Genomic DNA, 22,707 nt, shown 5'->3' with positions numbered 1-22,707 from the left:
TTTTCGACTAATTCGAGTCGTTAGATAATAAAGGAGTAGAGAGTAATGCGTAAAATTTTATTTTTGGTTCTGGTTTTAGTTCTAGCTTTTCAGGCACATGCTTTTGCTGGTACTCAGAAAATCGGTGTTGCCGCAATGGGCAAACTGATAAAAGATTCTGAGGCTGGACAAGCTGCTCAAAAGCAAATGGAAAAGAAGTTTGTATCTGCTAAAAAGAATCTTGAATCTAAACAGAAAGAACTTGAAGGGCTTAAGCAGTCTTTGCAGAAACAGAGCCTTGTTCTTTCTCTTGAAGCTAAACAGGATAAGGAATTAGAGTTTAAACGCAAAGTTCGTGATTATCAGGATCTCGCTCAGGCTACTCAGAGAAAAATGCAGGCTGAAGAGCAGAAAGTTGGAACTCCTGTTTTAGAAAATATAAAAGCAGCGGTTAATACTTATGCTAAGAAAAATTCATTTACAGCTATTTTTGATAAAGGATCTTCCGGATTTCTTTATGTAGATGACGCTGTTGATGTAACAAATGAAATTCTTCTCGAAATGAACCGTGCTTACAGAGCAGGTAAAAAGTAGGGATATATGCTTTTATCAGAACTTGCAGCCCTGCTGGGGCTTACTATATCAGGTAAAGACACTGAAATTACCGGAGTTAATACTCTTGAAAATGCCGGATCATGCGAACTGTCATTTTTAGCTAATTCTAAATATGAAGCTCAGCTCGCAACGACGAAGGCTGCTGCTGTTGTGCTTAATGCAAAATATGCGGATCAAGTTGAGTCAGCTATATTGAGCGAAAATCCTTATATGGATTTAGCTAAGGCTATGCACGTGTTTTCTAAGCCTCAAGGATGTGTCGAAGGCATTCATGAACTTGCCTTTATTCATCCTGAAGCTGAAGTTGATGAAACAGTTACAGTTTATCCTTTTGCTTTTGTGGGAAAAGGGGCAAAAATTGGCCCTAACTCAAAGATTTTTGCCGGTGTTTATGTTGGCGAAGACTGTGAGATAGGTGCCGGATGTTGCCTTTATCCGAATTGTTCTATTATGGCCGGTATCGTTCTCGGTTCCGGGGTTATTATTCAACCCGGGGCTGTTATCGGCGGTGACGGTTTTGGTTATGCACAGGTTTCTGGAAAGCATATGAAGATTCCTCAAATCGGTACTGTCAAAATCGGTGATCATGTAGAAATCGGATCAAACACCACAATTGATAGAGCTGCGCTTGATGTTACAAAAATCGGTTCAGGAACGAAAATAGATAATCTCGTCCAGATTGCTCATAATGTTGTAACTGGCGATGATTGTTTAATTATTTCTCAGTCTGGTATAGCGGGAAGCACAAAGCTCGGTAATAATGTCATTTTGGCTGCTCAAGCCGGATTGGTAGATAATATTAAAATTGGAGACGGGGCAATTATTGGTGCTCAATCCGGAGTTACCAATGATGTACCGGCGGGTTTCGTCGGAGCAGGTTCTCCTCTTCTTGAAAAAGGTAGATATTTGAGAAGTTCAATCTCAATTAAAAAGCTTCCGGATATGGGGCGAAAGTTTTCAGCTCTGGAAAAGCGTATTGTAGCTCTCGAGGCTGAGCTGGCAAAAGGAAAATAAAATGAGTAAAAAAGAAATAGATTATCTCGACATACAGAAAATTATGTCGATGCTTCCTCATCGTTATCCTTTTCTTTTAGTCGATAGGGTAGAAGAATTGGTTTCCGGTGAGTCTATTAAAGCTTTTAAAAATATCACCATGAATGAGCCTTTTTTTCAGGGACATTTTCCGGGACTACCAGTTATGCCCGGAGTTTTGATAATTGAAGCTCTTGCTCAGGCTGGCGGAATGATAGTTCTCAGTATTGACGGCATAGACGTTGCTGATAAAGTCTTTCTGTTCACCGGGATTGATAAGGTCAAATTTCGCAGACCTGTTGTCCCGGGCGATAAATTGGAACTTAATGTTACCAAAATTCGCAGTAAGATGAATATTTGGAAAATGAAATGTGTTGCTACTGTTGATGGCGAAATTGCTGCTCAAGGCGAAGTTTCCGCTGCTATTGTAGACAGGGAGTCTTTATAGTGTCGACTGGCATTCATCCTACCGCAATCGTTGATCCTGGCGCTGTTATCGGAACCAACGTTACCATTGGCCCGTTTTGTGTGGTTGAGGGTAATACTGTTATCGGTGATAATTGTTATTTGGATTCTTACGTTCAAATTAAGTCTTTCACTCGTATGGGGAAAGGCAATTCTATTCATTCAAATGCTGTCCTCGGAGATGCGCCTCAGTACCTTGGTTTTAAGGAAGAGGAGACAACTTTAGAGATCGGTGATGATAACATTTTTCGTGAGTTCGTTACTGTTAACCGTGGTACGGTTGAAGGTGGCGGATGCACTCGTATAGGCAACAATTGTATGCTTATGGCATATGTTCACGTTGCTCATGACTGTAAACTTGGAAATAATGTAATTATTGCTAATTCGTCCAATTTAGCAGGCCATGTTGAAGTCGGCGATCATGTCACAATAAGTGGTATGTCCGGAATTCATCAGTTTGTCAGAATTGGAGAATATGCTTTTCTCGGCGGTATGTCAGGATTTGCTAAGGATTTACCTCCTTATATGCTGGCGACAGGTATTCGCGGAGTTTTGCACGGTCCGAACTCAATTGGTCTTAGAAGACATGGATTTAACTCTAAAACCTGCATGGCAATTAAGAAAGCATATAGAATTATTTTCCGTTCAGGTCTTACCCGCGATGAATCTCTAGAAATGGCTGAAAAGGAAATGTCAGAAATTCCTGAGGTCATGAAGCTAATAACCTTTGTTAGAGATAGTGAACGTGGAGTTTGTCCTGCGGACCGCAGCCCTGAATAATTTATGAATAATGCATCTGAAACAATTGGACTTATTGCCGGAGGGGGACAATTCCCCCTCTTGGTTGCTAAAGGAGCCGCAGCGCAGGGAAACCGTGTTGTGGCTGTATCTTTTAAAGGGCATTCAAACGATGAAGTTCATCGCATCGTTGATGTCTGGAAAGAACTTAAGTTAGGTCAATTCTCTAAATTGATAAATTTTTTCCTAGAAAACGGCGTGACAAAAGTAGTTATGGCCGGGACTATCAATAAACCTAAAGCTTTTGATATACGTCCAGATTTTAGAGCCGCTAAATTGCTTTTTAAGCTTGCGACAAAAGGTGATGATGTTTTGCTTAGAGCTATCACCGACGAGTTTGAATCCGAAGGATTTCAGGTTGTTGGACCGCATGTTTATGCACCGCAACTTCTTACTCCGGCCGGATTGCTGACAAAGCGTAAGCCCTCAGATATGGAAAAAAAGGATTTAGTTGTCGGGTGGAAAATCGCACGTGAATTAGGACGGATGGATATTGGGCAGTGCGTCGTTGTTCGTGAAGGCGTAATTACTGCTGTTGAAGCTATTGAAGGGACTGATGCTGCTGTTAAGCGCGGTTGTTCACTTGGGGGAAAGGGCTGTTCTATTGTTAAGGTTTTTAAGCCTGGTCAGGAAGATCGAGTTGATATGCCTTCAATCGGTTTTAAAACCGTTCAAGGGATGAAAGAGCTTGGTGCTACCTGTTTAGGGGTTGAAGCTGGCAAAAGTCTCTTTTTTGATTTAGATAAATCAATAGAGTTTGCTGATAATAATGGGATTTGCATTGTCGGATTAACTTCCGACTGGGTGGATAATTAGTATTGTTTTAATTTTTTTTAAGAGCTACAAAATTTTAAGCTCTAGCAAAAAGGGAATGTCCTTTTTGCTAGAGCTTTTTTTGTTCTGCTTAAATTAGGTTCTTCCGCAGCAAGAGCCTGGAATACATCCTTTTGCTGAAGGACTTGAGCCACAGCATCCTTTACCGCCATGCGGTTTAGTAACGGGAGCTTCTTTTCCAGTCAGAGTTGAAGTTGAAGAAATCAGTTTTTCTCGAGTTGTTTTTCCGCAAGAAGGACATTCGCCTTCGTTCGCATCACTACTCGATATTTCTTCATAAATCTTTCCACATTCAAGGCATATGTATTCAAAAATAGGCATTTTATAAATTCCTAAGCAAAAATTTGATCAGGGAAGAAGTGATGTGTTCCTTCGACGACTTCACAACCTGCTTTTGCTTTAATTTTTTCAATTAAGATGTCTTTATGTGGACAGTAATTTGTGATGCATGGTGCAATGTGTACTATAGTAGGTACTTCATCCAAAGCAGTATTCCAAAGCTTTAGGTGAGCCATACGTGTGACAACTCCAACTCCGGGACAACCTCCGCAACCAATGATTGCAGTAAGTTCAGCGGATTCATCATAGCGTTCAAATTCACCCTTGCGGCGATTGAAAGCGACCATGCAGCGAGAGCATCCGATACACATGGTATCCATTGCTGTGGTACAACCAATGATGACAATTTTCTCTTTTGACATGTTTTTCCCTTTAAAAGTTTTTTTCCATTTTTTCCCAAATTGATTTTATATTTTTCCCTAAACCATCAGGGTCAAATTCTACTGCGGAAAGACCAGCTAATTGAGCTTTTGTGAAACCCATATCGTATGGTAATTCACCTACAATAAGGATTTCTTTTTCAAGGCAGAATCTTCTAATCTCGTTTTCCTGATCTTCATTAATTCCACATTTATTGATGATGGTCATTGAGGGTATTTTGAAGTGTTCTGTCAGCTTGTGGACTCTCTTAAGGTCGTGCACTGCTGAGATTGTGGGTTCGGCAACAAAGACAGCAAGATCAGCGTTTGTGAGTGATGCAATAACAGGACATCCAACTCCGGGAGAGCCGTCGACCAATACTATTTCAGCGCCGTTTTCTTCACCGGCAGCAGTCGAAGCATTACGGACAGTTGTGACTAGTTTGCCGGAATTTTCTTCGCCTATTCCAAGAGCAGCATGAATCATGGTGCCGAAACGGGTTTCAGATTTAAACCACTTACCACAATTGCGCGGGTGTTCCGTTACTGCTTTTGCAGGACAAACAAAAGCGCAGACACCACATCCTTCACATTTTTCAGGTATAATTGAAAAATTTTCTGAAATAGCTTCGAATTTGCAATGTTCAACGCAAAGTCCGCATTGAACACATAATTCGGGATCAATTGTTGGATGGACTCCGCTTACAAAATCATTAGTTTCAAGAATTGTAGGATTAAGTATTAAGTGAAGATCTGCTGCATCCACATCGCAATCTGCGAGAACTTTTTTAGGGCCGACTGAAGCTAGAGCAGCAACTACGCTGGTTTTACCTGTGCCGCCTTTGCCGCTTATTACAACTAATTGTTTCATTTATTTGGCCTCGCCTGTGAAAGTTTGGATAGATGACCAAATCTTAGCGAATTCATCTTTAAATCCAGATATTGAATCATAAAGAAGTCCACCGCCTGAGTATATTGAGGCGGCTTCGCGGCTGTGGGGTAATGTACCCAGCAGAGGAATATTCTTTTCTGATAAGTAGTGTTCGACTCGATCATCGCCCATACCGGAACGGTTGATAATTACTCCGTACGGCTGTTTTAATGTGTCCAGAAGCTGAACTGCCAGATCAAGATCATGAAGTCCAAAGGGGGTAGGCTCAGTTACGAGCGCAACAAAATCAGCGCCTACAAGTGATTCTACTACGGGGCATGATGTTCCGGGAGGGCAGTCGAAAATGTTTATTTCAGCTTTTGGGGAGATTTCTTTTACAACTTTAATTAAAGGTGGAGACATTGCTTCTCCAATTCGAAGCAGTCCACGGGTAAAATCAATATTTCCGGCTTTCCCGTGTGAAGTTGTTCCGATAAGTCTCTGTCCTTCGCCTATTGCGTCAGCGGGACAGGCAAGTTCACAGAGTCCGCACCCGTGGCACAATTCATCAAAAACCATGACTGAGTTTACCATCCATATAAGTGCTTTAAAGTGGCAGATCTCAACACATTTTCTGCACGATTCACCTATGCATTTATCTTCATCAATTTTAGGAACTGGAATAAATTCATCTTTTTCAGCACTTAATTCTGGATTCAGAAAAAAATGGGCGTTAGGTTCTTCTACGTCACAATCTGTAAAGCTTACTTTTACTCCTAGGGAGTCGAGATAGGCTGCAAAATTGACAGCAACAGTTGTTTTTCCTGTGCCGCCTTTACCGCTGGCGATAGCTATCCGCATATGTATATCCTGTTTACTGGTATAAAATTAAAGGCGCGATGGTTATCGCGCCTTATTCTAAAAGGTGAATTTATTTTTCTATCTCTGACCTGAGTCTTTCGTTTTCGGCTTCAAGGTCGGCAATGCGTTTTTCTAAATCAGGGGCATTCTGCGGGGCTGCATTTGAATAATTTGGGTTGATGGAACGACAAGATCCGTCTCTTAGTCCGCGTCCCATTCCACGACCCTGGCCCATCCCACGACCCTGGCCCATCCCACGGCCTTGGCCTATTCCTTGACCTTGGCCCATTCCCTGACCTAAACCTTGACCTCCGGATTGTCCCTGAGACGTTCCAGCTTTAGATGGACTTCCTTGTCCATTTGAGTTGGAGCCATTTTGATTTCTGTTTAATATGGGCATTGTTTTGCTCCTTTAATTTGGTTATTGATACCTATGGTATAGCAACTGCTGTGCCTTTGATGAAAGAAGATAAAAAACAGTGAGTTGTCTAAGTGTGCTGTAGTGTTTTAGAATATTAAAGACGCAATATTAGCCCGTTTTATGGAAGATATGAATCAAAAATAGTCCTGTATCTTGGAAGGTTATTATAATGAGAACTCAGCTTGATTGTTTACCTTGTTTTTTGAATATGGCTTTAACCGGAATTCGGAAAGCATGTCCTGGGCAGGAAGATGTTCACGAAGCCGTTATACGCGCATGGGCAAAAGGGTTTGCCGAGGCTGACCTTAGTGAATCTCCACCATCACTTGCCGGAAGACTTTTCAGGATGACTTCAAATCATATTGGTGATGTGGATATTTATAAAGTTCAGAAAGATGAAGCTAATAAGCGTGTAATGGAATTGCTTCCAAGTATAACTGAAACTGTATATGGAAGTGCTGACCCGTTGCTTGCTGCGATGGGAGTATCAATTATCGGTAATTATATGGATTGCGCTCTGATGGAACAGTTCGACTGGGAGGCTGAATTAGGGCACCTCGAGCAAGGGCTGGATCGTTCTTTGTTTGCTTCTTTTGTCGAGAAGGTCAGAGTTGATAAATCTCTCTTAATTCTTGGGGATAATGCCGGTGAAATCGGACTGGATACTATTTTTACCGGATTATTACAGGCGGAAGGGGTCAAGGTCACCTATGTTGTCAGAGGTAAGAATATTCTTAATGATGCTACACTTGAGGATGCAAAGTTTGTAGGTATGACCGATGTATGCGAAGTTGTTACTTCCGGTGTGGATACTCCGGGGACTGTGCTTGAAAGATGCAGTCTTGAATTTAATGAAAGGTTAAAAAAATCTCCCGTTGTACTCAGTAAAGGACAAGGTAATTTTGAATCTTTATGGGGTGTTATGCCCGATGTTTACTATGCTTTTAAAGTAAAATGTCCGGTTGTCGCCGGGATTACAGGTCATCCCATGAAAACTTCATTGTTTTGTCGCGAAAGTTAACTAGCGTGATATAATTCATAAAATGGAATTTATTAGATTTTTTTATTGATATTTATGCTTATGAGTTGTGGCAAGGTGTGCAGTATAGTTTTTAATTTTGTTAAGTCGAAATAGAGTGTTGCTTGTGCTGCTTAGAGTGAAAAAAATATTTTGGATTCTTTTTTTATTATTCGATTTATGTCTGCTTGCCGCAGTCATGGGTGGAATTTATTATATTGAATCAGAGAGCCCTCGAAGCGAACTTGAAGCTTATCTAAGTGAAATATCAGGTCGGAATGTTGTTTTCGAGAAAAATTTAGATTTCGTTTTTTTCCCGTGGATTGGATTTCATACAGGAGCCATATCTGTCAGCGGGGTTCCGTCAGAAGATTCTCCTCCTCAGATTACTGTTAGTGATATAGATTTTAAAGTTCGTCTTTTACCTCTTCTTCTTGGGCGAATCGAAATTGATACAATAATAGTCGATTCTCCCGTGGTCAGAGTTGATAGAGGAAAAGACGGTAAATTGAATTTACCGTTTGAAAATTTAACCTCTGATGATCAACAAGGCGGAGGATTTGTTCTATGTAAATCTATATCCGTTCGGGGCGTAAGCGTAGAGAATGCTACTTGTGTTTATCGAGATATTGCAACAGGGAATGCGTTCAATCTTTCCGGTGTAAATGTCAGAACCGGGGCTCTTATTAAAGACAGTCCTATTGCTTTTGTCGTCAATGCAAATGTTGATAGTGATTTATTTGGTATTGAGGCTGCTACCGGAGTTAAAGGGCTGCTTCATGTTTCCCTTGCAGACAAGTCGGTAGCTTTTTCGGAAACATCTCTTTCGCTACATGTAGAGAGTGACGAATTTTTGGGTTCTGATGGTACTATCGAAGGAATAGCTTCGCTTAATTTTGATTTAGTTCAAGGTAAAATTGATGTTCAGAATCTTGTTTTGCAAGGTATGGGGGTTCGTCTTACCGGTTCGGCAATATGTAGTAATATCTACGAATCTCCTAGTTTTATAGGTGAGCTTAAATCTACCCAATTTGATCCTAAAGCTCTTTTTGCCAGATTCATTCCTGAAAAAATACCTCCTGAAATGGACAAGGTGCTTAATTCTGCATCCTTTTCTGTTGCATTTCATTCTACTTTGAAAAAAACAGAACTTAAAAATTTAGTTTTAGCGATTGATGATACTGTTCTTCGCGGCGAATTTTCTTTGCGTGATTATGCAAACCCGTGGGCAGAGTTTGATGTTTGTGCGGATAGTATTGTTCTCGATAATTATACCAAACTTTTTGCGCTTAAGAAGTCTGTTCAACCTGCTAATTCAAATATCGGCACAGGTAAAAATAAGTTTAAAGATATGATCATTGCGGATCTTGTCCGGCGTATTCCCTGCAATGGAAAAGTCGAAATCGGTAAATTTGTTTATGACGGTTTGCGTATGGATAATTGCCGTTTGTCTGTTTCCCCCGGGCCCAAGGTTGCAAGTATCAGTGTTAAAGATGGTGCTTATTTAGATGGAAAATTTGCTGTCAAAGCTGATTTGTCTTTTGATAAGCAAAAAGAAAAAGATACGCTGTTTCTTTTAGGGGCGGGGTCAGTTTCGTCAGTGTCTTTGTCTCAGTTACCTCTCAAGTTTGAAGGATTTAAACTTACTTCCGGGAAGGTTGATTTTACTCTTGGTTCTTTGAGGTCAAGTGGTAAAACTTTCGGTGAAATTGTTAAAAATCTTAAAGCAGATATTTGTGTGGATGGGAAAAGTGTTAAAGCTTCTTTTAATTCCAAGGATATTCCTGCTCAGTATAAACAACTGCATGCTCAGACAATTCATATGGGCCTTAGCGCTGTTCCTCTTACTACCTCCGTAAGAAAGGGCGTGGTCGGACGTAATTTGAAAGTAAAACTTTCATGTGTCTTATTGAATCCTTCGGTCACGGTAGGCGGTGATTTTTCAGGTAATGTTTTCGGATCGCGAAATAGTACGAACGACTTTCTGGTTAATGACAGTAAATTGGTCTTATCTTTAGAAGGTAAATCCTTACCGATTAGAAAGAAGATTACCCTTACTTGTAATGGAGGCGCAGCTTTAAAAAATCAAAGTATTAAGTTTGATAGTTTTGTTATAAATAGCGGCAAAGTTAAAATTGCCGGAGATTTTAACGCGAAACGGTTAGGTTCTGAAACTGCCGCAGTGACGGGACGTCTTTTACTTAAAGAAACGAGTTGTTCAGATATTTTTGCTCTTTTGGGTTTAGATAAACCTGCGACTACCGATCCTGAAGCTTTCCGTTCGGTTGCTTTTGATAGTTCCTATCAGGTTAATGGCGATAATCTTAAAATGCATATTAATCGCTGCACTCTTGATAATTCAAATGCAAAGGGAACACTGGAGCTTACTAATTTTAAAAAGCCTGTTCTTAATTTTGTTTTGCAGGCTGATAAAGTCAATGTGGATAGGTTTTTGCCTCCGGATGAGCCTGTTGTCACAGAAAGACCGATTGGAGCGAGAAAGGCTGTAGCTCCTAAAGTTGCGGAATGGAAGTTCCCGCAAACTTTTCTAGAATCAATTAATGCAACGGGGAAAATTCAGTGTGACGCCTTTCGTATTTTTGATTTTGGTGGAAGTAGATTGAGTGCAGATGTTGATATGCGACAATCAGTAATCAACATTAAAAATGTCAAGGGTATTTTTCACCAAGGAAATATTGCAGGAAAGCTGTCCATAGGATTTAAAAACAGTACTGTTGCTTTAGCCACTGATCTGGAAGCTAGAGGATTTCAAGCGGGTCTGTTTTTTGCTGATTACGTCGGTAGAGCCTATGTCAAGGGCACAGCTGATTCTTCAGTTAAGCTTAATGGTCATTCCAGCGCGAATATAGATTTTATTGATACTTTGAGCGGGCGGTATGCTTTTAAGGTCGTCAAAGGATCATACCTTTTTGCTGCTAAAGTTGATAAAGAAGGTAAAGAAAAGCAAATTCCTCAGCCTACATCTTTTTCAGTTTTGAAAGGAGTAATTAAAGGAAAAGATGGTGTTTTTGTTGTTAAAGATTTCTTGTTGAATACAAACTATATGAGGGCAACAGCTAAAGGGGGATTTAATATCCCCGCTGATTCAATTAACCTGCATGTTAATGCAGACATTATTGAGTTGCCTAATTTATATTTGAAAATTGTAAATGCCTTTTTGGATGCTATTTCAGGAGTTGACGTTCATGTTTCCGGCAGGCTGAGTGATCCTCAGGTTAATGTTTTGGGGCTTCAGCGCTGGAACGATGTTTTCAGTGATGTTTTAGGTTTGCCGCAACAGTCATTTAGATTTTTCAGAAACTTTTTATTCTGATATAGTTATTTAAGTTGGAGAAGAGAGGAGGTTCTTGATGACTACGGGAAAAATTGGAGATAAAGTTTCAGATTTTTTTCTGAATGAAATTTGGAACTGGGATTCCCAGAAAGCGGGATTTGTGCGTAGAATTTTTTATACATTTTCACGCGTTCTTTATCTTGTCTTTTACGGATTTTGGAAAGATCAGTGTATGATCAGAGCCTCCGCTTTAACTTTTACCACTATGCTTTCAATTGTTCCTTTTATCGCTGTTGCTTTTTCCATTTTAAAAGGAATTGGTTTTCAGGATTCTTCATATATACACGAGATATTACTTAAGATTTCAGCCGGTAGGGAAGAAGTCGTGACGAAGATGCTTGAATATGTGGATAATACAAATGTAAAAACCTTAGGTGTGATCGGTATTGCGACTTTGCTTTTTACTGTTTTGTCTACAGTTGGAACTATTGAAAAGGCTTTTAATGTGATCTGGAAAGTGAAGAAAGGCCGGACGTTCTGGCGGAAGTTTACAGATTTCTTTTCAGTAATATTTATCTGCCCGATAGCCGTTATTGCAGCAACGAGTGTCAGTGTTTCAATACGTAAACAGGCAGTTCTTTCTTCTTTTGAAAATATTTACGGTGTTTCAGAAGTTGAAAGTTTTTTTATTAAGCTGGCTCCGTTAGTTTTAATCTGGGTGGCATTTACGTTTATTTATGCCTTTATGCCTAATACGCGGGTCCGCCTTTTCAGCGCGGCTGTTGGCGGTGTTGTTGCCGGAACAGTTTGGCAAATGGCGCAGTGGGCGTATATTAATTGGCAGGTAGGCGTAAGCAAGTACAATGCAATTTACGGAAGTTTCGCACAACTTCCCCTCTTTTTGCTTTGGTTGTATCTAAGCTGGATTATAGTTCTGCTGGGTTCCGAAATAAGTTATGCTGTTCAAAATGTTATGCTTTATCGCCAGCAGCGTTTTATGCCGGATGCCAGCATGGAAGATTTGCAAAAAATATCTTTGCTGGCTTTGAGTCTAATGAGTGTCAGGTTTAATAACGCTGAATCAGCTTATTATGTTGAGGATCTGGCAACGGAAATGGGTGTTCCCGTCAGCTTTTTAAGCTCTATGCTGGATAAATTTGTAGTAGGCGGTATTCTGGTTAAAGCAAGTGATGAGGATACTGAAAAGGATATATATACGTTTGCTGTATCACCTGAAAAAATTTCATTATTGCGAATCATTTCAATTCTGACCGGGCATGGTGATGAGGTTACACAAAAAGTCAGCAGTTCGTGCATGGTTTATATTTCAAATGTTATTGATGATATGCGGCAGGCGCTTGTAGACAGCGGCAAAGATATTTCACTTGCTTTGTGTGCTGATCAAATGATTCAGAATACTTTGTGCTCGGAAAAAGTTGATGAGTTGGTAGAGCCTTCTACAGAATAAAAACGGGAGCCTTATGAAGTTTTCCGGCATAAACCTTCTTGATGAATTACAAAGGTCCGAGCTCGCAGATCTTCGTGATGTGTTTAATTCGCGCCGTGTTAAGAAAGGCGCGATTATTTTTAGCCCCGATCAGGAAGAAAATCTGGTTTTTATTGTCGAAAAAATGAGAGTGCGGATTTATCTTGGGTATGAGGATAAAGAGTTTACACTCGGTATTTTGGAATCGGGAGATCTTTATTCTACTCATGCCGGATGTTTTGTTCAGGCTCTCGAGGATAGTTCTCTTTTGACAACAGATGTTCAGTCTGTAAAACGGTGTATGGTCGAAATTCCTCTTTTCAATCGAACTATGGTTCGTGTGCTCGGTAAAATTCTGCAAAATTCATTTTCAGTCATCGGCGGTCTGGCCTTTAAAGATATTTATGCCCGCTTGACAGCTTACCTTCTCAAAGAAGCTCAGGTTTCAGGAATTCCCGTTGATGGCGGTTTTGAGCTTGAGCTTGATTTGACTATTGAACAACTCTCTCAAATTCTTGGTGCAACTCGTCAGACCGTTTCTACTTTGATCAATAATATGGTTCGCGAAGGACTTGTTGTAAAACGCGCTCGCTCAAAATGGTTTGTTCCTGATTTGAAAGCGCTTGAAGATGTAGTTAACTCGTAAGGTTTTTTGTTAGAATCTCTCCTAATAATGTTTTTGTCTGTTTTTATATAAATTTTATACCTGTTTTGTCGGGTATCCGACAAACAAATTGTTCTGAACTGTTTACATTGGAATCACGAATCTGAATGCAGGTTTTATTTTGAGACAAATATTTTGTCTTTATCCGTTTAAAACAGGGAGGATGAAAGCATGGCAAAGGAACCACGTCCGGCAGAAGAACTTTCTTTATGGGATGATGCGCAGGCGATGATAACCAAGGCCAGAGCTGAGGGAATCGACACCGTTTACGAAAGGCTCCAGTATCAAACTCCTCATTGCAGAATTTGCGAACAAGGTCTCAGCTGTCGCAATTGCACCATGGGCCCTTGTAAAATAACAGCTAAAGCTCCTCGCGGAGTTTGCGGCGCAGATGCAGACGTAGTTGTTGCCCGCAACTTCGGTCGTTTTGTGGCTGGTGGTTCAGCCGGTCATTCTGATCATGGTCGTGATTTGATTGAAGTCCTTGAAGCTATTGTAACTGGCGAAACTACTGATTATAAAATTACTGACGAACCTAAGCTTAGACGGATTGCTGAAGAGGTCGGAGTCGAAGTTGCTGAACGTGATGTTAAAGCTGTTGCAACAGATCTTTTAGAAGTCTTTTTCGGAGATTTCGGCAGTCGTAAAAAGCAGATTTCATTCCTTTCACGTGTACCTCAAAAACGTAAAGATATTTGGAAGAAGCTCGGCATGACTCCTCGCGGTGTTGATCGCGAAATAGCAGAAATGATGCATCGCACGCATATGGGATGCGATAATGATGCTCCTAATACAATGATTCATGCGGCTCGAACTTCGCTTTCTGACGGTTGGGGCGGTTCTATGATCGGAACCGAGCTTTCAGATGTCATTTTCGGGACTCCGTCTCCTTCTATGTCTGAAGCTAATTTAGGCGTTATCAAAGAAGATAAAGTTAATATTCTAGTACACGGGCATAACCCAGTTGTTTCCGAAATGATTCTTGCCGCAGCGCGCGATCCGCAGATTATAGCCGAAGCAAAAGCCCTTGGTGCTACCGGGATTAACGTTGCCGGACTTTGCTGCACCGGTAATGAACTGCTGATGCGTCAGGGAATTCCCATGGCAGGAAATCATCTTATGACAGAACTGGCAATTATCACCGGAGCCGTTGAAGCTGTGGTTGTAGATTACCAGTGTATTATGCCTAGTCTCGTTCAGATCTCCGGTTGCTATCACACCAGATTTATCGATACCGCGCAAAAAGCCCGTTTCACCGGAGCTATTCATTTTGATATTCATCCGAGCAACGCTCTTGAACAGGCTCGTGAAATAGTCCGTCTGGCAGTTAAAGCTTATTCCGAACGTGATGCTTCCCGTGTAGATATTCCATGTGACCCCGTAAAAATTATGACTGGTTTTTCAAACGAAGCTGTCATTTCTGCGCTAGGCGGAACCCTTGATCCTCTGATTCAGGCGATTGTTACCGGAGATGTACGTGGGGCAGTTGGTATCGTTGGGTGTAATAATCCAAAAATTAAACAGGATTCCATGAATGTCACCCTTGCAAAGGAGTTGATCAAGAAGGATATTCTTGTTCTGGTCACAGGATGCGTAACAACCGCAGCAGGCAAGGCCGGACTTCTTGTGCCGGAAGCTATTGAAATGGCCGGACCGGGGCTTAAAAAAGTTTGCGGAGCACTGGGTATTCCACCTGTACTGCATTATGGTTCGTGCGTAGATAATGCACGTATCCTGCAACTTTGCGCTGCACTGGCCAACGCGTTGAATGTTGATATCAGTGATCTTCCAGTCGGAGCATCGTCCCCTGAATGGTATTCTGAAAAAGCCGCTGCTATCGGTCTTTATGCCGTTGCAAGTGGAATTTATACTCATCTTGGCCATCCTCCGAATATCCTCGGTTCTGAAACGGTCACGAACCTTGCTGTTTCAGGTCTTGAAGGTTTGGTAGGTGCTTCTTTTGTTATTGAACCTGATCCTGTTAAGGCCGCTGAGCTTTTTGATATACGTATCAAGGCTAAGCGTAAGGGACTTGGACTTAGCGAATAGGAACATCAGGAGCAGCTTATGAAACTGGCTTTTGCAGGAAAAGGTGGAGTCGGAAAGACCTCTGTTACATCATGGATGGCGGACTGGCTGGCTAGGAACGGGCATAATGTCTGGATGATTGACGCGGATACGGCTCTTTCACTCGGACAGGCATCAGGGCTTGATCCTGAGTTATTGCCACTGCCGATAATCAGCAGAAAAGATCTTGTGCATGAACGTATCCATGAGGGCGGTTTTTTAAATCTCAACCCGGATGTCGGCGATTTGTCGGATGATTTGGCTGTTGATATTCCCTTATCCTCAAAACCTTTGCCGGGGGTAATTCCCGGGCGCAAACGTCTTCTTGTCATGGGTGGACTCACGAATGCGGGAGGCGGGTGTGCATGTGATGCCAACGCGCTGTTAAAAGCTATTCTTGCGCATGTTGTGATGGATAGTGATGATTGCGTTCTGGTTGATCTTGAAGCTGGTGTGGAGCACTTGGGAAGAGGAACAGTTACCGCCGTTGACGGTCTTGTTGTTGTAACTGAACCAAGTTTGCGGAGTTTTCAGACTGCATCCGATGTAGGGCGCATGGGCCTGGAGTTGGGGCTTGATAATCAGGCTATGGTTATCAATCGCTATATGGGCGGCATTCCCCCCGAGCTTCCGCATCTTCCAAAGTGGTATACGACGATTCCACCTCTGGCAGGTCTCGTAGAACGGCAAATGACGGACGGCAATGTTCTGAGCCTTCCTGAGTCTGATGAGATTGATATTATTCTTGAGCAGCTTGTCAAACAAATGGGGCTGTGAAAAATAAAGTAAGTCATTTAACTTAATATGTTTTGCGACCTTCCGAAATGATGATATTAATCTGATTTCCGGGAGGTCGGTTATTCTTTAATGCTGTTTAGAACTTCTGAAGGCTCCGCCCAAATAATAATAAATGTTCTTGGTCGTTTCTAAAATTATATATGGAGCCGTGCGAAAGTTGGTCCACCATTTTTCGGAAACCGGTTCGTATGGCGTGGCAACTACAATAAATTCTTTGTCAGGAAGCGCATCTCGAAAGATTTTACCGGCGCGTCCTGTATGAAGTGGTGATGTAACAAGGATGATCTTTTTTATGCCTGCATCAGGACCATTTTTACTGAGCAATTTTTCCAGTTGTTCAGCTTCATCAATAGTGCTCATACTATCTTCACCGAAATAATTAATATTACTTTCCGGCACACCTTTTTTAAGCAAAATTTCTCGATAAATTTCCCATTGAAATTTGCGGTTAATACCTAGGTCACGAAGAGCTTTTATTTCAGTATATACAACAGGTTTACTGACTAATATTTGAGGAGCGTAGCCCTCATTGTAAAGTTCTGCTGCATAAATGGGGCGGAAATATTGACCGCCCAGTACTACAATTGCATCAGCTTTTTCGAGCTTATCCGTTTGTTGCAAAATATCAGGAGCGTAAAAGAAAAGTATGGCAGAAGCCACAATTCCTAAAAAGGTGATCGCCCCTAAAAGCGCAAACAAATTTCGAATAAGTTTTAAAATGTCAGCCCCTTATAAAAGCCTCAAGTTTTTAATTTTGAAAGATAAAACCATTAAAAAAGGGTTTAATTCGCCATAGGCATTTTCTTTCTTTATACAACGGGCTCGTATACAGCTTCGTATTTCTTACGCAGATCCGCAAAGGTACCATTCTTGATAGCTTCTCGTGCCTGTTCGGTCAGATTCAAGAAGAATCTTAAATTGTGAATTGAGTTAAGCTGAGATGAAAGTAGTTCTTTAGCTGTGTAAATATGGCGCAGATATGCTTTGCTGAAATTTCTGCATGTGTAGCAATCGCAATTAGGATCAAGAGGGGAATCGTCTTCGCGATACTGAGCGCGTTTGATGTTAACTTTGCCTTGGCTGGTGTAAAGGGTGCCATTGCGTGCATTCCTTGTGGGCAATACGCAATCGAACATGTCTACGCCGTTCGCGATTCCTTCGAGAATATCAAGTGGAGTTCCGACACCCATCAGGTATCTTGGTTTATCCTGTGGAAGTTTAGGTCCGATGTGCCTGAGGATATCGTACATATCAGGGATAGGCTCACCGACACTTAAACCGCCGATTGCATAGCCTTCGAATGGGATCTCAGTTAGTTGCTCAAGGCTTTTTTCGCGCAGATCTTTGTGGAACCCGCCCTGAATAATTCCGAACATTAACTGATCGCCGGAACCTACGGGATAAGCATCGCGGCATCTTTGTGCCCAGCGCGTAGTCATTTCAAGAGAACGTTCTGTGTATTCACGGTCATTTCCGTATCCAACGCATTCGTCAAGAACCATCATTATATCTGAGCCTAGATTTTTTTGAATGGAAATAACTTTTTCAGGTGAAAAGAAATGTTTAGAGCCGTCTAAGTACGAACGGAATTCGACTCCCTGTTCGGTAATTTTGCGGATTGATTCAAGACTGAAAACCTGAAAACCGCCGCTGTCTGTGAGAATAGGACGATCCCAGTTGGAAAATTTATGCAGACCGCCTCTACGGGCGATTAATTCATCTCCGGGTCTGAGATAGAGATGGTATGTGTTGCCCAGAATAATTTGTGATTTGATTTCTTTTAGATCGCGCGGAGAAACACCTTTAACAGTTCCTTGTGTACCGACAGGCATGTAGACAGGTGTTTCAATGTCGCCATGGGCTGTGGTCAGGGTTCCGAGACGTGCGTTTCCATCGGTTGCGTGAATTTTAAAAGTGCCGGGTTTTTTTTTGTTTTCAGTCATTATTTTTTCTCAATTCCGTTTTTAGGACATATATCGTTTAGTGGACAAATATTGCATTTAGGGCTTCTGGCGGGGCATATATCGCGTCCGAAGAGTACCAGCAAATGGTTTGCAATTCCCCAGTTTTCTCTTTTAAAAAGCGGCATCAGATCTCTTTCAATAACAATAGGATTGGTGCTTACTGTTAACCCCATTCTGAACGAAAGACGTTTTACATGAGTATCGACGGCAACGCCTTCGTGCACATTCATTGCATTGGACAGCACTATGTTGGCTGTTTTGCGTGCGACTCCGGGTAGCAGTGTCATTTCCTGCATGTTGCGTGGCAACTCGCCGTTAAAATCATCCATTAAAAGGATAGCGGCGGCTTTGAGATTTTTGGCTTTATTTCTAAATAATCCCGTTGAGCGAATCACACTTTCAATATCTGTAGCGTCCGCTTTGCAAAGCTCTGCGGGGCCGGGCCATTTTGCGAAAAGTGCGGGAGTTATTTTGTTGACCCTCACGTCAGTACATTGCGCAGCAAGAACGGTAGAAACTAAAAGTTCCCATGCGTTTTTCCAGTCAAGTTCAGGCGTTGGATCAGGGTATCGCTTCAGCAGACGAGAATATATTTCTTTTGCTCTTTTAGCGACTTCCTTTTCGGGCAAACTATTCTTTATAACCATATCAGGACGGGCTATCATTTCTTTTTATAACTTACAATCTTCATAGTCAGTATTTGAAAGTTATAACTGTTGCACGGTGTACCAAATCATGTATTGTTAAATCATAAATTATTCGGAGGAAAGATCATGAAATTATTAGTAAGTTTATTGGTGGCCGGAACTCTCCTATTATCCGGATCTTTTGTAATTTTGGCACAGACTGACGATTGTTCAGGGCTGATTGTTGCAAAGTGTGCGTCATGTCACAGTCTCAAAAGAGTATGCCGTGCTCTGGGTAAAAAAGATCTTGCTCAGTGGCAGAAGACCAACGAAAGAATGGTTAAAAAAGGCATGACAGTAACTGACGAAGAGCTTGTTCGTATTAACAAGTATCTTTCTGGAGCAACGTCTGACGATGCTATCTGTCAGTAGGTAAAATCGGTGGAAAAAGATCTGCGCATAGTGCTGGTGTATGTTACTGTAGGAGACGTGGAAGAAGCTCGGGAAATTGGCAGCGAGCTTCTTATGCGTCACCTTGCCGCGTGTGTTAATATTTTTGATAAAATGGAATCGATGTACTGGTGGGAAGGGCGTCTGGAAAGCTCTTCTGAAACTGTTCTGTTGGCAAAAACGATTCCATCTCTTGTGGAAAAATTAACTGAAACAGTCAAAAATCTGCACAGTTATGATTGTCCCTGCATTGTTGCTGTTGAATCAAAAGAAGGTAATTCAGAGTTTTTTGAGTGGGTAAATAGTCATACCTCATGACCACTTTATTGACTTTATCGGGTGTGAAAGCATAATGTCCGATTTTAAATCATGCCGGAAAACGGTATTTTGATTTATTTTACGTTTTCTACCCGATGCTTTTGGAACAGTCTGTTTGATCTGTAAAGCGGGCTGTAAAAAATACACAACTCGATATGACTTTAAAATTTATCTTTTTTTTAACAGTTTAAGGAGCGTTATTAATGCAGATTTTAGTTTCCGGTTCAATTGCTTATGACAGAATTATGAGTTTTCCAGGTAGTTTTTCTGACCATATTATTCCTGAAAAAATCCACATGTTGAATATAAGTTTGCTTGTAGACGGACTTGATGAAAAGTTCGGTGGAACCGCTGGGAATATTGCATACGCACTGTCTTTGTTCGGTGAAAAGCCTGCTGTTCTTGGAACTGTAGGTAAAGATTTTGATGTTTACGAGCAGTGGCTTACCAAACATGGTGTTGCACTTGACGGCGTAAAGCGTATTGACTCAGATTTTACCGCAGGTGCTTATATTACTACTGATAAATCTAATAACCAGATCACGTGGTTTAACCTCGGGGCTATGAAATATTCTTGCGATTACGATTTTTCAGCAGTTGATACTGAAAACACTCTCGCAATCGTTTCGCCCGGTAACCTTGATGATATGCAGAATTTCCCTGAAACATATAGACAGAAGGGTATTTCTTTCATTTTTGATCCAGGTCAAAATATCCCTGCATTCAGCGGCGAGCAGCTTCTCGGCATGATCAAAGGTTGTAAAATTCTTGTAGCTAATGACTATGAGCTTGAAATGATCATGAAATCTACCGGAAAAACCAGAGCCGAGTTAATGGAACTTTGTGATTCCATTATTGTTACTCTTGGTGAAAATGGATGTCTTGTTGTTGAAAAAGAGGGGGAAACAGCCGTGCCTGCTGCCAAGGCAAGCGTAGTTGAAGATCCCACCGGTGCAGGAGATGCTTTCAGAGCAGGCCTTATCAAAGGATTGTCTCTTGGAAAAAATCTGGTTGAATCTGCTCATATCGGCGCTGTCAGTGCTGTTTATTGCGTTGAAAAGCTTGGAACTCAGGAACATTCCTATACTGAGGATGAATTCTGGGCCCGTTACAAATCCAGTTTCGGAGAAATTTAGCGCACACGGATAACTTTTATTGCAGGTAATCTGTCGGCAGGTAACTTTCTTCGTCTGGCTTACTTAATTTTAATTAAGTGGGAGGATAGTGAAGTGATTGAGTTAACTGCCGGTATGATTGAAAAATATTTGAAAGAGGCTTTCGGTACCGAAACGTCCCTTGTTGATTATGGTGACATAGGCTCACTTGATAAACAGGGTATGAAAAAGTTCGGCTACGGGAAGCCTCTTCTTGTTCGCTTCAAGGTAAAAGGTAAAATTAAAGAAACTGTAATTTCCACCATGAAAGGTGATAATTACGGACATCAGTTTTACTGGGATCGTGCTGCTATTTTAATGTTTCAATATGAAACGTCAGGTAAGCTTAAACGGCATGTTAAACCTATGGGCCTGGGGTATGTTGATAAATCCGGGAAAATGATTCCTCTACAGGAACCGGATGAATTTTTTATTTTAAATGAAAAGCTTGAAGGGTATGACTATTTTCAGGATCTTGACCGTATTCGCAGGGGCGGATTTTTAGATGCGGATAATGACCGTGCAGGTGAACTGGCAGATTGGCTTGCAGATATTCATTCTCTAAAAAAAGATGATTCACATCTTTATACGCGAAGAGTCAGAGATCTTATCGGAAGCAGCGAATGTATTATGGGGCTTGTGGATGAGGCGTACAGTCATCCATGTGAACATTTTTCGCGTGATAGATTTATAAGTCTTGAAAAGCGGCTTATCGACTGGAGATGGAAGCTTTCGCATTATACACACAGGCTTTGTGCTGTTCATGGGGATTTTCACCCGTGGAATGTGCTTGTCGGTGGTCCTGACAGGTTCAGTGTTCTTGATAGAAGTCGCGGAGAATGGGGAGAGGCCGCCGGAGATCTCTGCTGCATGGCGGCAAACTATATTCTTTTCGGTTTGTACGAAGGGAATTTATTCTCGGAAAATTTCAGAAAGATGTATATGACTTATTTTGATCGATATCTTGAGAGAACCGGAGACATGGAAATTCTGGAAGTTATAGCCCCGTTTTTCGTTTTCAGGGGGCTGGTGATAGCTTCTCCGGTGTGGTATCCAGATCACCCTGAAACAGTAAGATCTTCGCTTTTAAGATTTATCGAGAATGTGCTTGAGGAGGAGGTTTTTGATTATGCCGGATTCGAAAGGTATATGCGTTAATAAAATTTGGGCGGTTTGGTTTACAGGTCTTCCCGGCTGCGGAAAAAGTACCATTGCTGACGGTGTGTTAAAAAAAATGCGTGAAGAAGGCTTTAATCCTGTCCTTTTGCGATTGGATGAAAGGCGTAAGCTGTATATTCCTAATCCCGAATATACACATGATGAGCGGACAAGGGTATATAGTCTTTTTGTGCAGGACGCGATTTCAATTATGCAGTCCGGGCGATGCGTTATTATGGATGGTACTGGAAATGAACTTTGCTTTCGTCAAGAAGCCCGTGATAAAATAGAATTTTTTGCCGAGGTCCATCTGAAATGTCCGGTTAATGTTGCCATGAAGCGTGAAGCCGGAAGGCAGCAGGGGCTGGTTATGGCTGGGCTTTATGAAAAAGCTCTGGAACGGCAGAAAACCGGAAAAGTTTTTAAGGAACTCGGGGAGGTTATCGGTATTGACGTGAAGTTTGAAACAGATCCTGATGCGGAATGTACAATCGAGACAGAAGATAAAACCCCGGAGCAGGTTCTTCAGAGTGTTATTTCCTGTTTGCAAAAATGGCGAAATCTGAACGGGTTATGCTGATTTTTTTCCCAAAATATTATATAGCTATTGAAATTGTAATAAAATATTATCTACAGGTGATCATGTGAAGAAAATTTCATTTATTTTAATTTCGGTTTTATTGTTGATGTCCGTTGCCGCTTTTGCTTTTGCCTCTGATGAAACAGAGGCTGTCCGTGACAGAATCAAAGATGTTCTTTTTGATTATAAAGATGCATATAATCTCAGAGATTTTCATGCTGTTAAGGCTCTTTATACCAAGGATGCATTAATTATGTCATTTCCTTGCAACTCTAAAGAAGAGTTGTTTTTTGATAAGTTCAGTGAAGATCTTCCCCGGTGTTCTTCATATTGGGTTGAGCAGGCATTTAAGCTTAGATTGTTTAAGATTACTTCGTTTGAGTTGTCCGGTAAAAAATGTACAGCCAGAGTGCTTTGGGATTATCGCGACAACAGTGAACGCGGTAAATTTACCCCGACTTTTGAATTTGTACTCGATGGCAATCAGTGGAAAATCGCTAAAGAGGTTTACGGACGCAATCCTTCCTGATTTTTTTTAGAAATTTTTGTATTTCA

General features: G+C 41.3%; 25 protein-coding genes. 17 read left to right on the top strand and 8 right to left on the bottom strand.

Translation table 11 applies throughout. The features are described 5' to 3' along the window. Positions 1 to 45 precede the first annotated feature (45 nt). The 5 genes from JEY82_RS05060 to JEY82_RS05040 are packed head-to-tail and all read left to right on the top strand — an operon-like array spanning position 46 to position 3,705. A complete protein-coding gene (locus JEY82_RS05060) occupies positions 46 to 573 on the top strand; it encodes an OmpH family outer membrane protein (protein WP_304083293.1) in 528 nt (175 codons plus the stop codon). A 6-nt stretch (positions 574 to 579) separates the two neighbouring features. Beyond that, entirely contained in the window at positions 580 to 1,608 is a 1,029-nt protein-coding gene (lpxD, locus tag JEY82_RS05055; protein ID WP_304083291.1) for a UDP-3-O-(3-hydroxymyristoyl)glucosamine N-acyltransferase, read from the top strand. Position 1,609: 1 nt separating this feature from the next. Beyond that, positions 1,610 to 2,074 carry a 3-hydroxyacyl-ACP dehydratase FabZ gene (gene fabZ, locus JEY82_RS05050; RefSeq protein WP_304083288.1) on the top strand — a complete coding sequence of 155 codons (465 nt, stop codon included), beginning with the start codon at positions 1,610 to 1,612 and terminating at the stop codon, positions 2,072 to 2,074. Beyond that, on the top strand, positions 2,074 to 2,871 hold the full coding sequence (lpxA, locus tag JEY82_RS05045) for an acyl-ACP--UDP-N-acetylglucosamine O-acyltransferase (protein ID WP_304083285.1): 798 nt from the start codon (positions 2,074 to 2,076) through the stop codon (positions 2,869 to 2,871). The genes fabZ and lpxA overlap by 1 nt, the downstream gene beginning before the upstream one ends. A gap of 3 nt (positions 2,872 to 2,874) precedes the next feature. Then, the gene (locus JEY82_RS05040; protein ID WP_304083283.1) at positions 2,875 to 3,705 is read left to right on the top strand and encodes an LpxI family protein; all 831 of its coding nucleotides are present in this window, start codon (positions 2,875 to 2,877) and stop codon (positions 3,703 to 3,705) included. A gap of 93 nt (positions 3,706 to 3,798) precedes the next feature. Here the strand turns inward: JEY82_RS05040 and JEY82_RS05035 are convergent, their stop codons facing one another. The 5 genes from JEY82_RS05035 to JEY82_RS05015 all read right to left on the bottom strand — a co-directional run bounded on the left by JEY82_RS05035 (position 3,799) and on the right by JEY82_RS05015 (position 6,553). After that, on the bottom strand, positions 3,799 to 4,044 hold the full coding sequence (locus JEY82_RS05035) for an FmdB family zinc ribbon protein (RefSeq protein WP_092160878.1): 246 nt from the start codon (positions 4,042 to 4,044) through the stop codon (positions 3,799 to 3,801). Between the two features lie 11 nt (positions 4,045 to 4,055). Continuing rightward, complete coding sequence (locus tag JEY82_RS05030) at positions 4,056 to 4,424, bottom strand: CGGC domain-containing protein (RefSeq protein WP_304083280.1); 369 nt, start codon at positions 4,422 to 4,424, stop codon at positions 4,056 to 4,058. 10 nt (positions 4,425 to 4,434) lie between these two features. After that, positions 4,435 to 5,292, bottom strand: a complete 858-nt coding sequence (locus JEY82_RS05025; protein ID WP_304083277.1) for an ATP-binding protein — start codon at positions 5,290 to 5,292, stop codon at positions 4,435 to 4,437. Further along, entirely contained in the window at positions 5,293 to 6,153 is an 861-nt protein-coding gene (locus tag JEY82_RS05020; protein WP_304083274.1) for an ATP-binding protein, read from the bottom strand. It abuts the gene before it with no gap. A 70-nt stretch (positions 6,154 to 6,223) separates the two neighbouring features. Next, positions 6,224 to 6,553: a hypothetical protein gene (locus JEY82_RS05015; RefSeq protein WP_304083272.1), complete on the bottom strand. Its 330-nt coding sequence runs from the start codon at positions 6,551 to 6,553 to the stop codon at positions 6,224 to 6,226. A gap of 190 nt (positions 6,554 to 6,743) precedes the next feature. On the opposite strand from JEY82_RS05015, the gene JEY82_RS05010 reads away from it, so the two are divergent. The 6 genes from JEY82_RS05010 to JEY82_RS04985 all read left to right on the top strand — a co-directional run bounded on the left by JEY82_RS05010 (position 6,744) and on the right by JEY82_RS04985 (position 15,881). Beyond that, positions 6,744 to 7,595 (top strand): DUF89 domain-containing protein, encoded by an 852-nt coding sequence (locus JEY82_RS05010; RefSeq protein WP_304083270.1) that lies wholly within the window; start codon positions 6,744 to 6,746, stop codon positions 7,593 to 7,595. A 136-nt stretch (positions 7,596 to 7,731) separates the two neighbouring features. Beyond that, positions 7,732 to 10,926 carry an AsmA family protein gene (locus JEY82_RS05005; protein WP_304083268.1) on the top strand — a complete coding sequence of 1,065 codons (3,195 nt, stop codon included), beginning with the start codon at positions 7,732 to 7,734 and terminating at the stop codon, positions 10,924 to 10,926. A gap of 37 nt (positions 10,927 to 10,963) precedes the next feature. Then, complete coding sequence (locus JEY82_RS05000) at positions 10,964 to 12,355, top strand: YihY/virulence factor BrkB family protein (protein ID WP_304083265.1); 1,392 nt, start codon at positions 10,964 to 10,966, stop codon at positions 12,353 to 12,355. Between the two features lie 13 nt (positions 12,356 to 12,368). Continuing rightward, complete coding sequence (locus JEY82_RS04995) at positions 12,369 to 13,019, top strand: Crp/Fnr family transcriptional regulator (protein ID WP_304083262.1); 651 nt, start codon at positions 12,369 to 12,371, stop codon at positions 13,017 to 13,019. A gap of 189 nt (positions 13,020 to 13,208) precedes the next feature. Further along, on the top strand, positions 13,209 to 15,086 hold the full coding sequence (cooS, locus tag JEY82_RS04990) for an anaerobic carbon-monoxide dehydrogenase catalytic subunit (protein WP_304083259.1): 1,878 nt from the start codon (positions 13,209 to 13,211) through the stop codon (positions 15,084 to 15,086). A gap of 18 nt (positions 15,087 to 15,104) precedes the next feature. Further along, positions 15,105 to 15,881 carry an ArsA-related P-loop ATPase gene (locus tag JEY82_RS04985; RefSeq protein ID WP_304083257.1) on the top strand — a complete coding sequence of 259 codons (777 nt, stop codon included), beginning with the start codon at positions 15,105 to 15,107 and terminating at the stop codon, positions 15,879 to 15,881. Between the two features lie 87 nt (positions 15,882 to 15,968). Here JEY82_RS04985 and JEY82_RS04980 read toward each other — a convergent pair whose 3' ends face one another. The 3 genes from JEY82_RS04980 to nth form a co-directional block, all read right to left on the bottom strand. Further along, on the bottom strand, positions 15,969 to 16,562 hold the full coding sequence (locus JEY82_RS04980) for a YdcF family protein (RefSeq protein ID WP_304083254.1): 594 nt from the start codon (positions 16,560 to 16,562) through the stop codon (positions 15,969 to 15,971). 149 nt (positions 16,563 to 16,711) lie between these two features. Next, on the bottom strand, positions 16,712 to 17,845 hold the full coding sequence (gene tgt / locus JEY82_RS04975) for a tRNA guanosine(34) transglycosylase Tgt (protein ID WP_304083252.1): 1,134 nt from the start codon (positions 17,843 to 17,845) through the stop codon (positions 16,712 to 16,714). Further along, the gene (gene nth / locus JEY82_RS04970; RefSeq protein WP_304083249.1) at positions 17,845 to 18,513 is read right to left on the bottom strand and encodes an endonuclease III; all 669 of its coding nucleotides are present in this window, start codon (positions 18,511 to 18,513) and stop codon (positions 17,845 to 17,847) included. The genes tgt and nth overlap by 1 nt, the downstream gene beginning before the upstream one ends. A 126-nt stretch (positions 18,514 to 18,639) precedes the next feature. Between nth and JEY82_RS04965 the strand changes: the two genes are divergently transcribed. The 6 genes from JEY82_RS04965 (at position 18,640) to JEY82_RS04940 (ending at position 22,681) form a co-directional block, all read left to right on the top strand. Next, entirely contained in the window at positions 18,640 to 18,924 is a 285-nt protein-coding gene (locus tag JEY82_RS04965; protein WP_304083246.1) for a hypothetical protein, read from the top strand. A gap of 9 nt (positions 18,925 to 18,933) precedes the next feature. Then, a complete protein-coding gene (gene cutA, locus JEY82_RS04960) occupies positions 18,934 to 19,260 on the top strand; it encodes a divalent-cation tolerance protein CutA (protein WP_304083243.1) in 327 nt (108 codons plus the stop codon). Positions 19,261 to 19,463: 203 nt separating this feature from the next. Then, positions 19,464 to 20,396, top strand: a complete 933-nt coding sequence (locus JEY82_RS04955; protein ID WP_304083241.1) for a carbohydrate kinase family protein — start codon at positions 19,464 to 19,466, stop codon at positions 20,394 to 20,396. Between the two features lie 93 nt (positions 20,397 to 20,489). Then, positions 20,490 to 21,572 (top strand): phosphotransferase family protein, encoded by a 1,083-nt coding sequence (locus tag JEY82_RS04950; RefSeq protein ID WP_304083240.1) that lies wholly within the window; start codon positions 20,490 to 20,492, stop codon positions 21,570 to 21,572. Further along, complete coding sequence (locus JEY82_RS04945) at positions 21,544 to 22,152, top strand: adenylyl-sulfate kinase (RefSeq protein ID WP_304083239.1); 609 nt, start codon at positions 21,544 to 21,546, stop codon at positions 22,150 to 22,152. Before JEY82_RS04950 ends, JEY82_RS04945 begins: the two co-directional genes overlap by 29 nt. 64 nt (positions 22,153 to 22,216) lie before the next feature. Next, positions 22,217 to 22,681 (top strand): nuclear transport factor 2 family protein, encoded by a 465-nt coding sequence (locus JEY82_RS04940; RefSeq protein WP_304083237.1) that lies wholly within the window; start codon positions 22,217 to 22,219, stop codon positions 22,679 to 22,681. Positions 22,682 to 22,707 lie beyond the last annotated feature (26 nt).

Origin of the sequence: Maridesulfovibrio ferrireducens (assembly GCF_016342405.1) — a bacterium.
Taxonomy (GTDB): Bacteria; Desulfobacterota; Desulfovibrionia; order Desulfovibrionales; family Desulfovibrionaceae; genus Maridesulfovibrio; species Maridesulfovibrio ferrireducens_A.
This window is presented reverse-complemented; position numbering and strand designations above follow the sequence as displayed.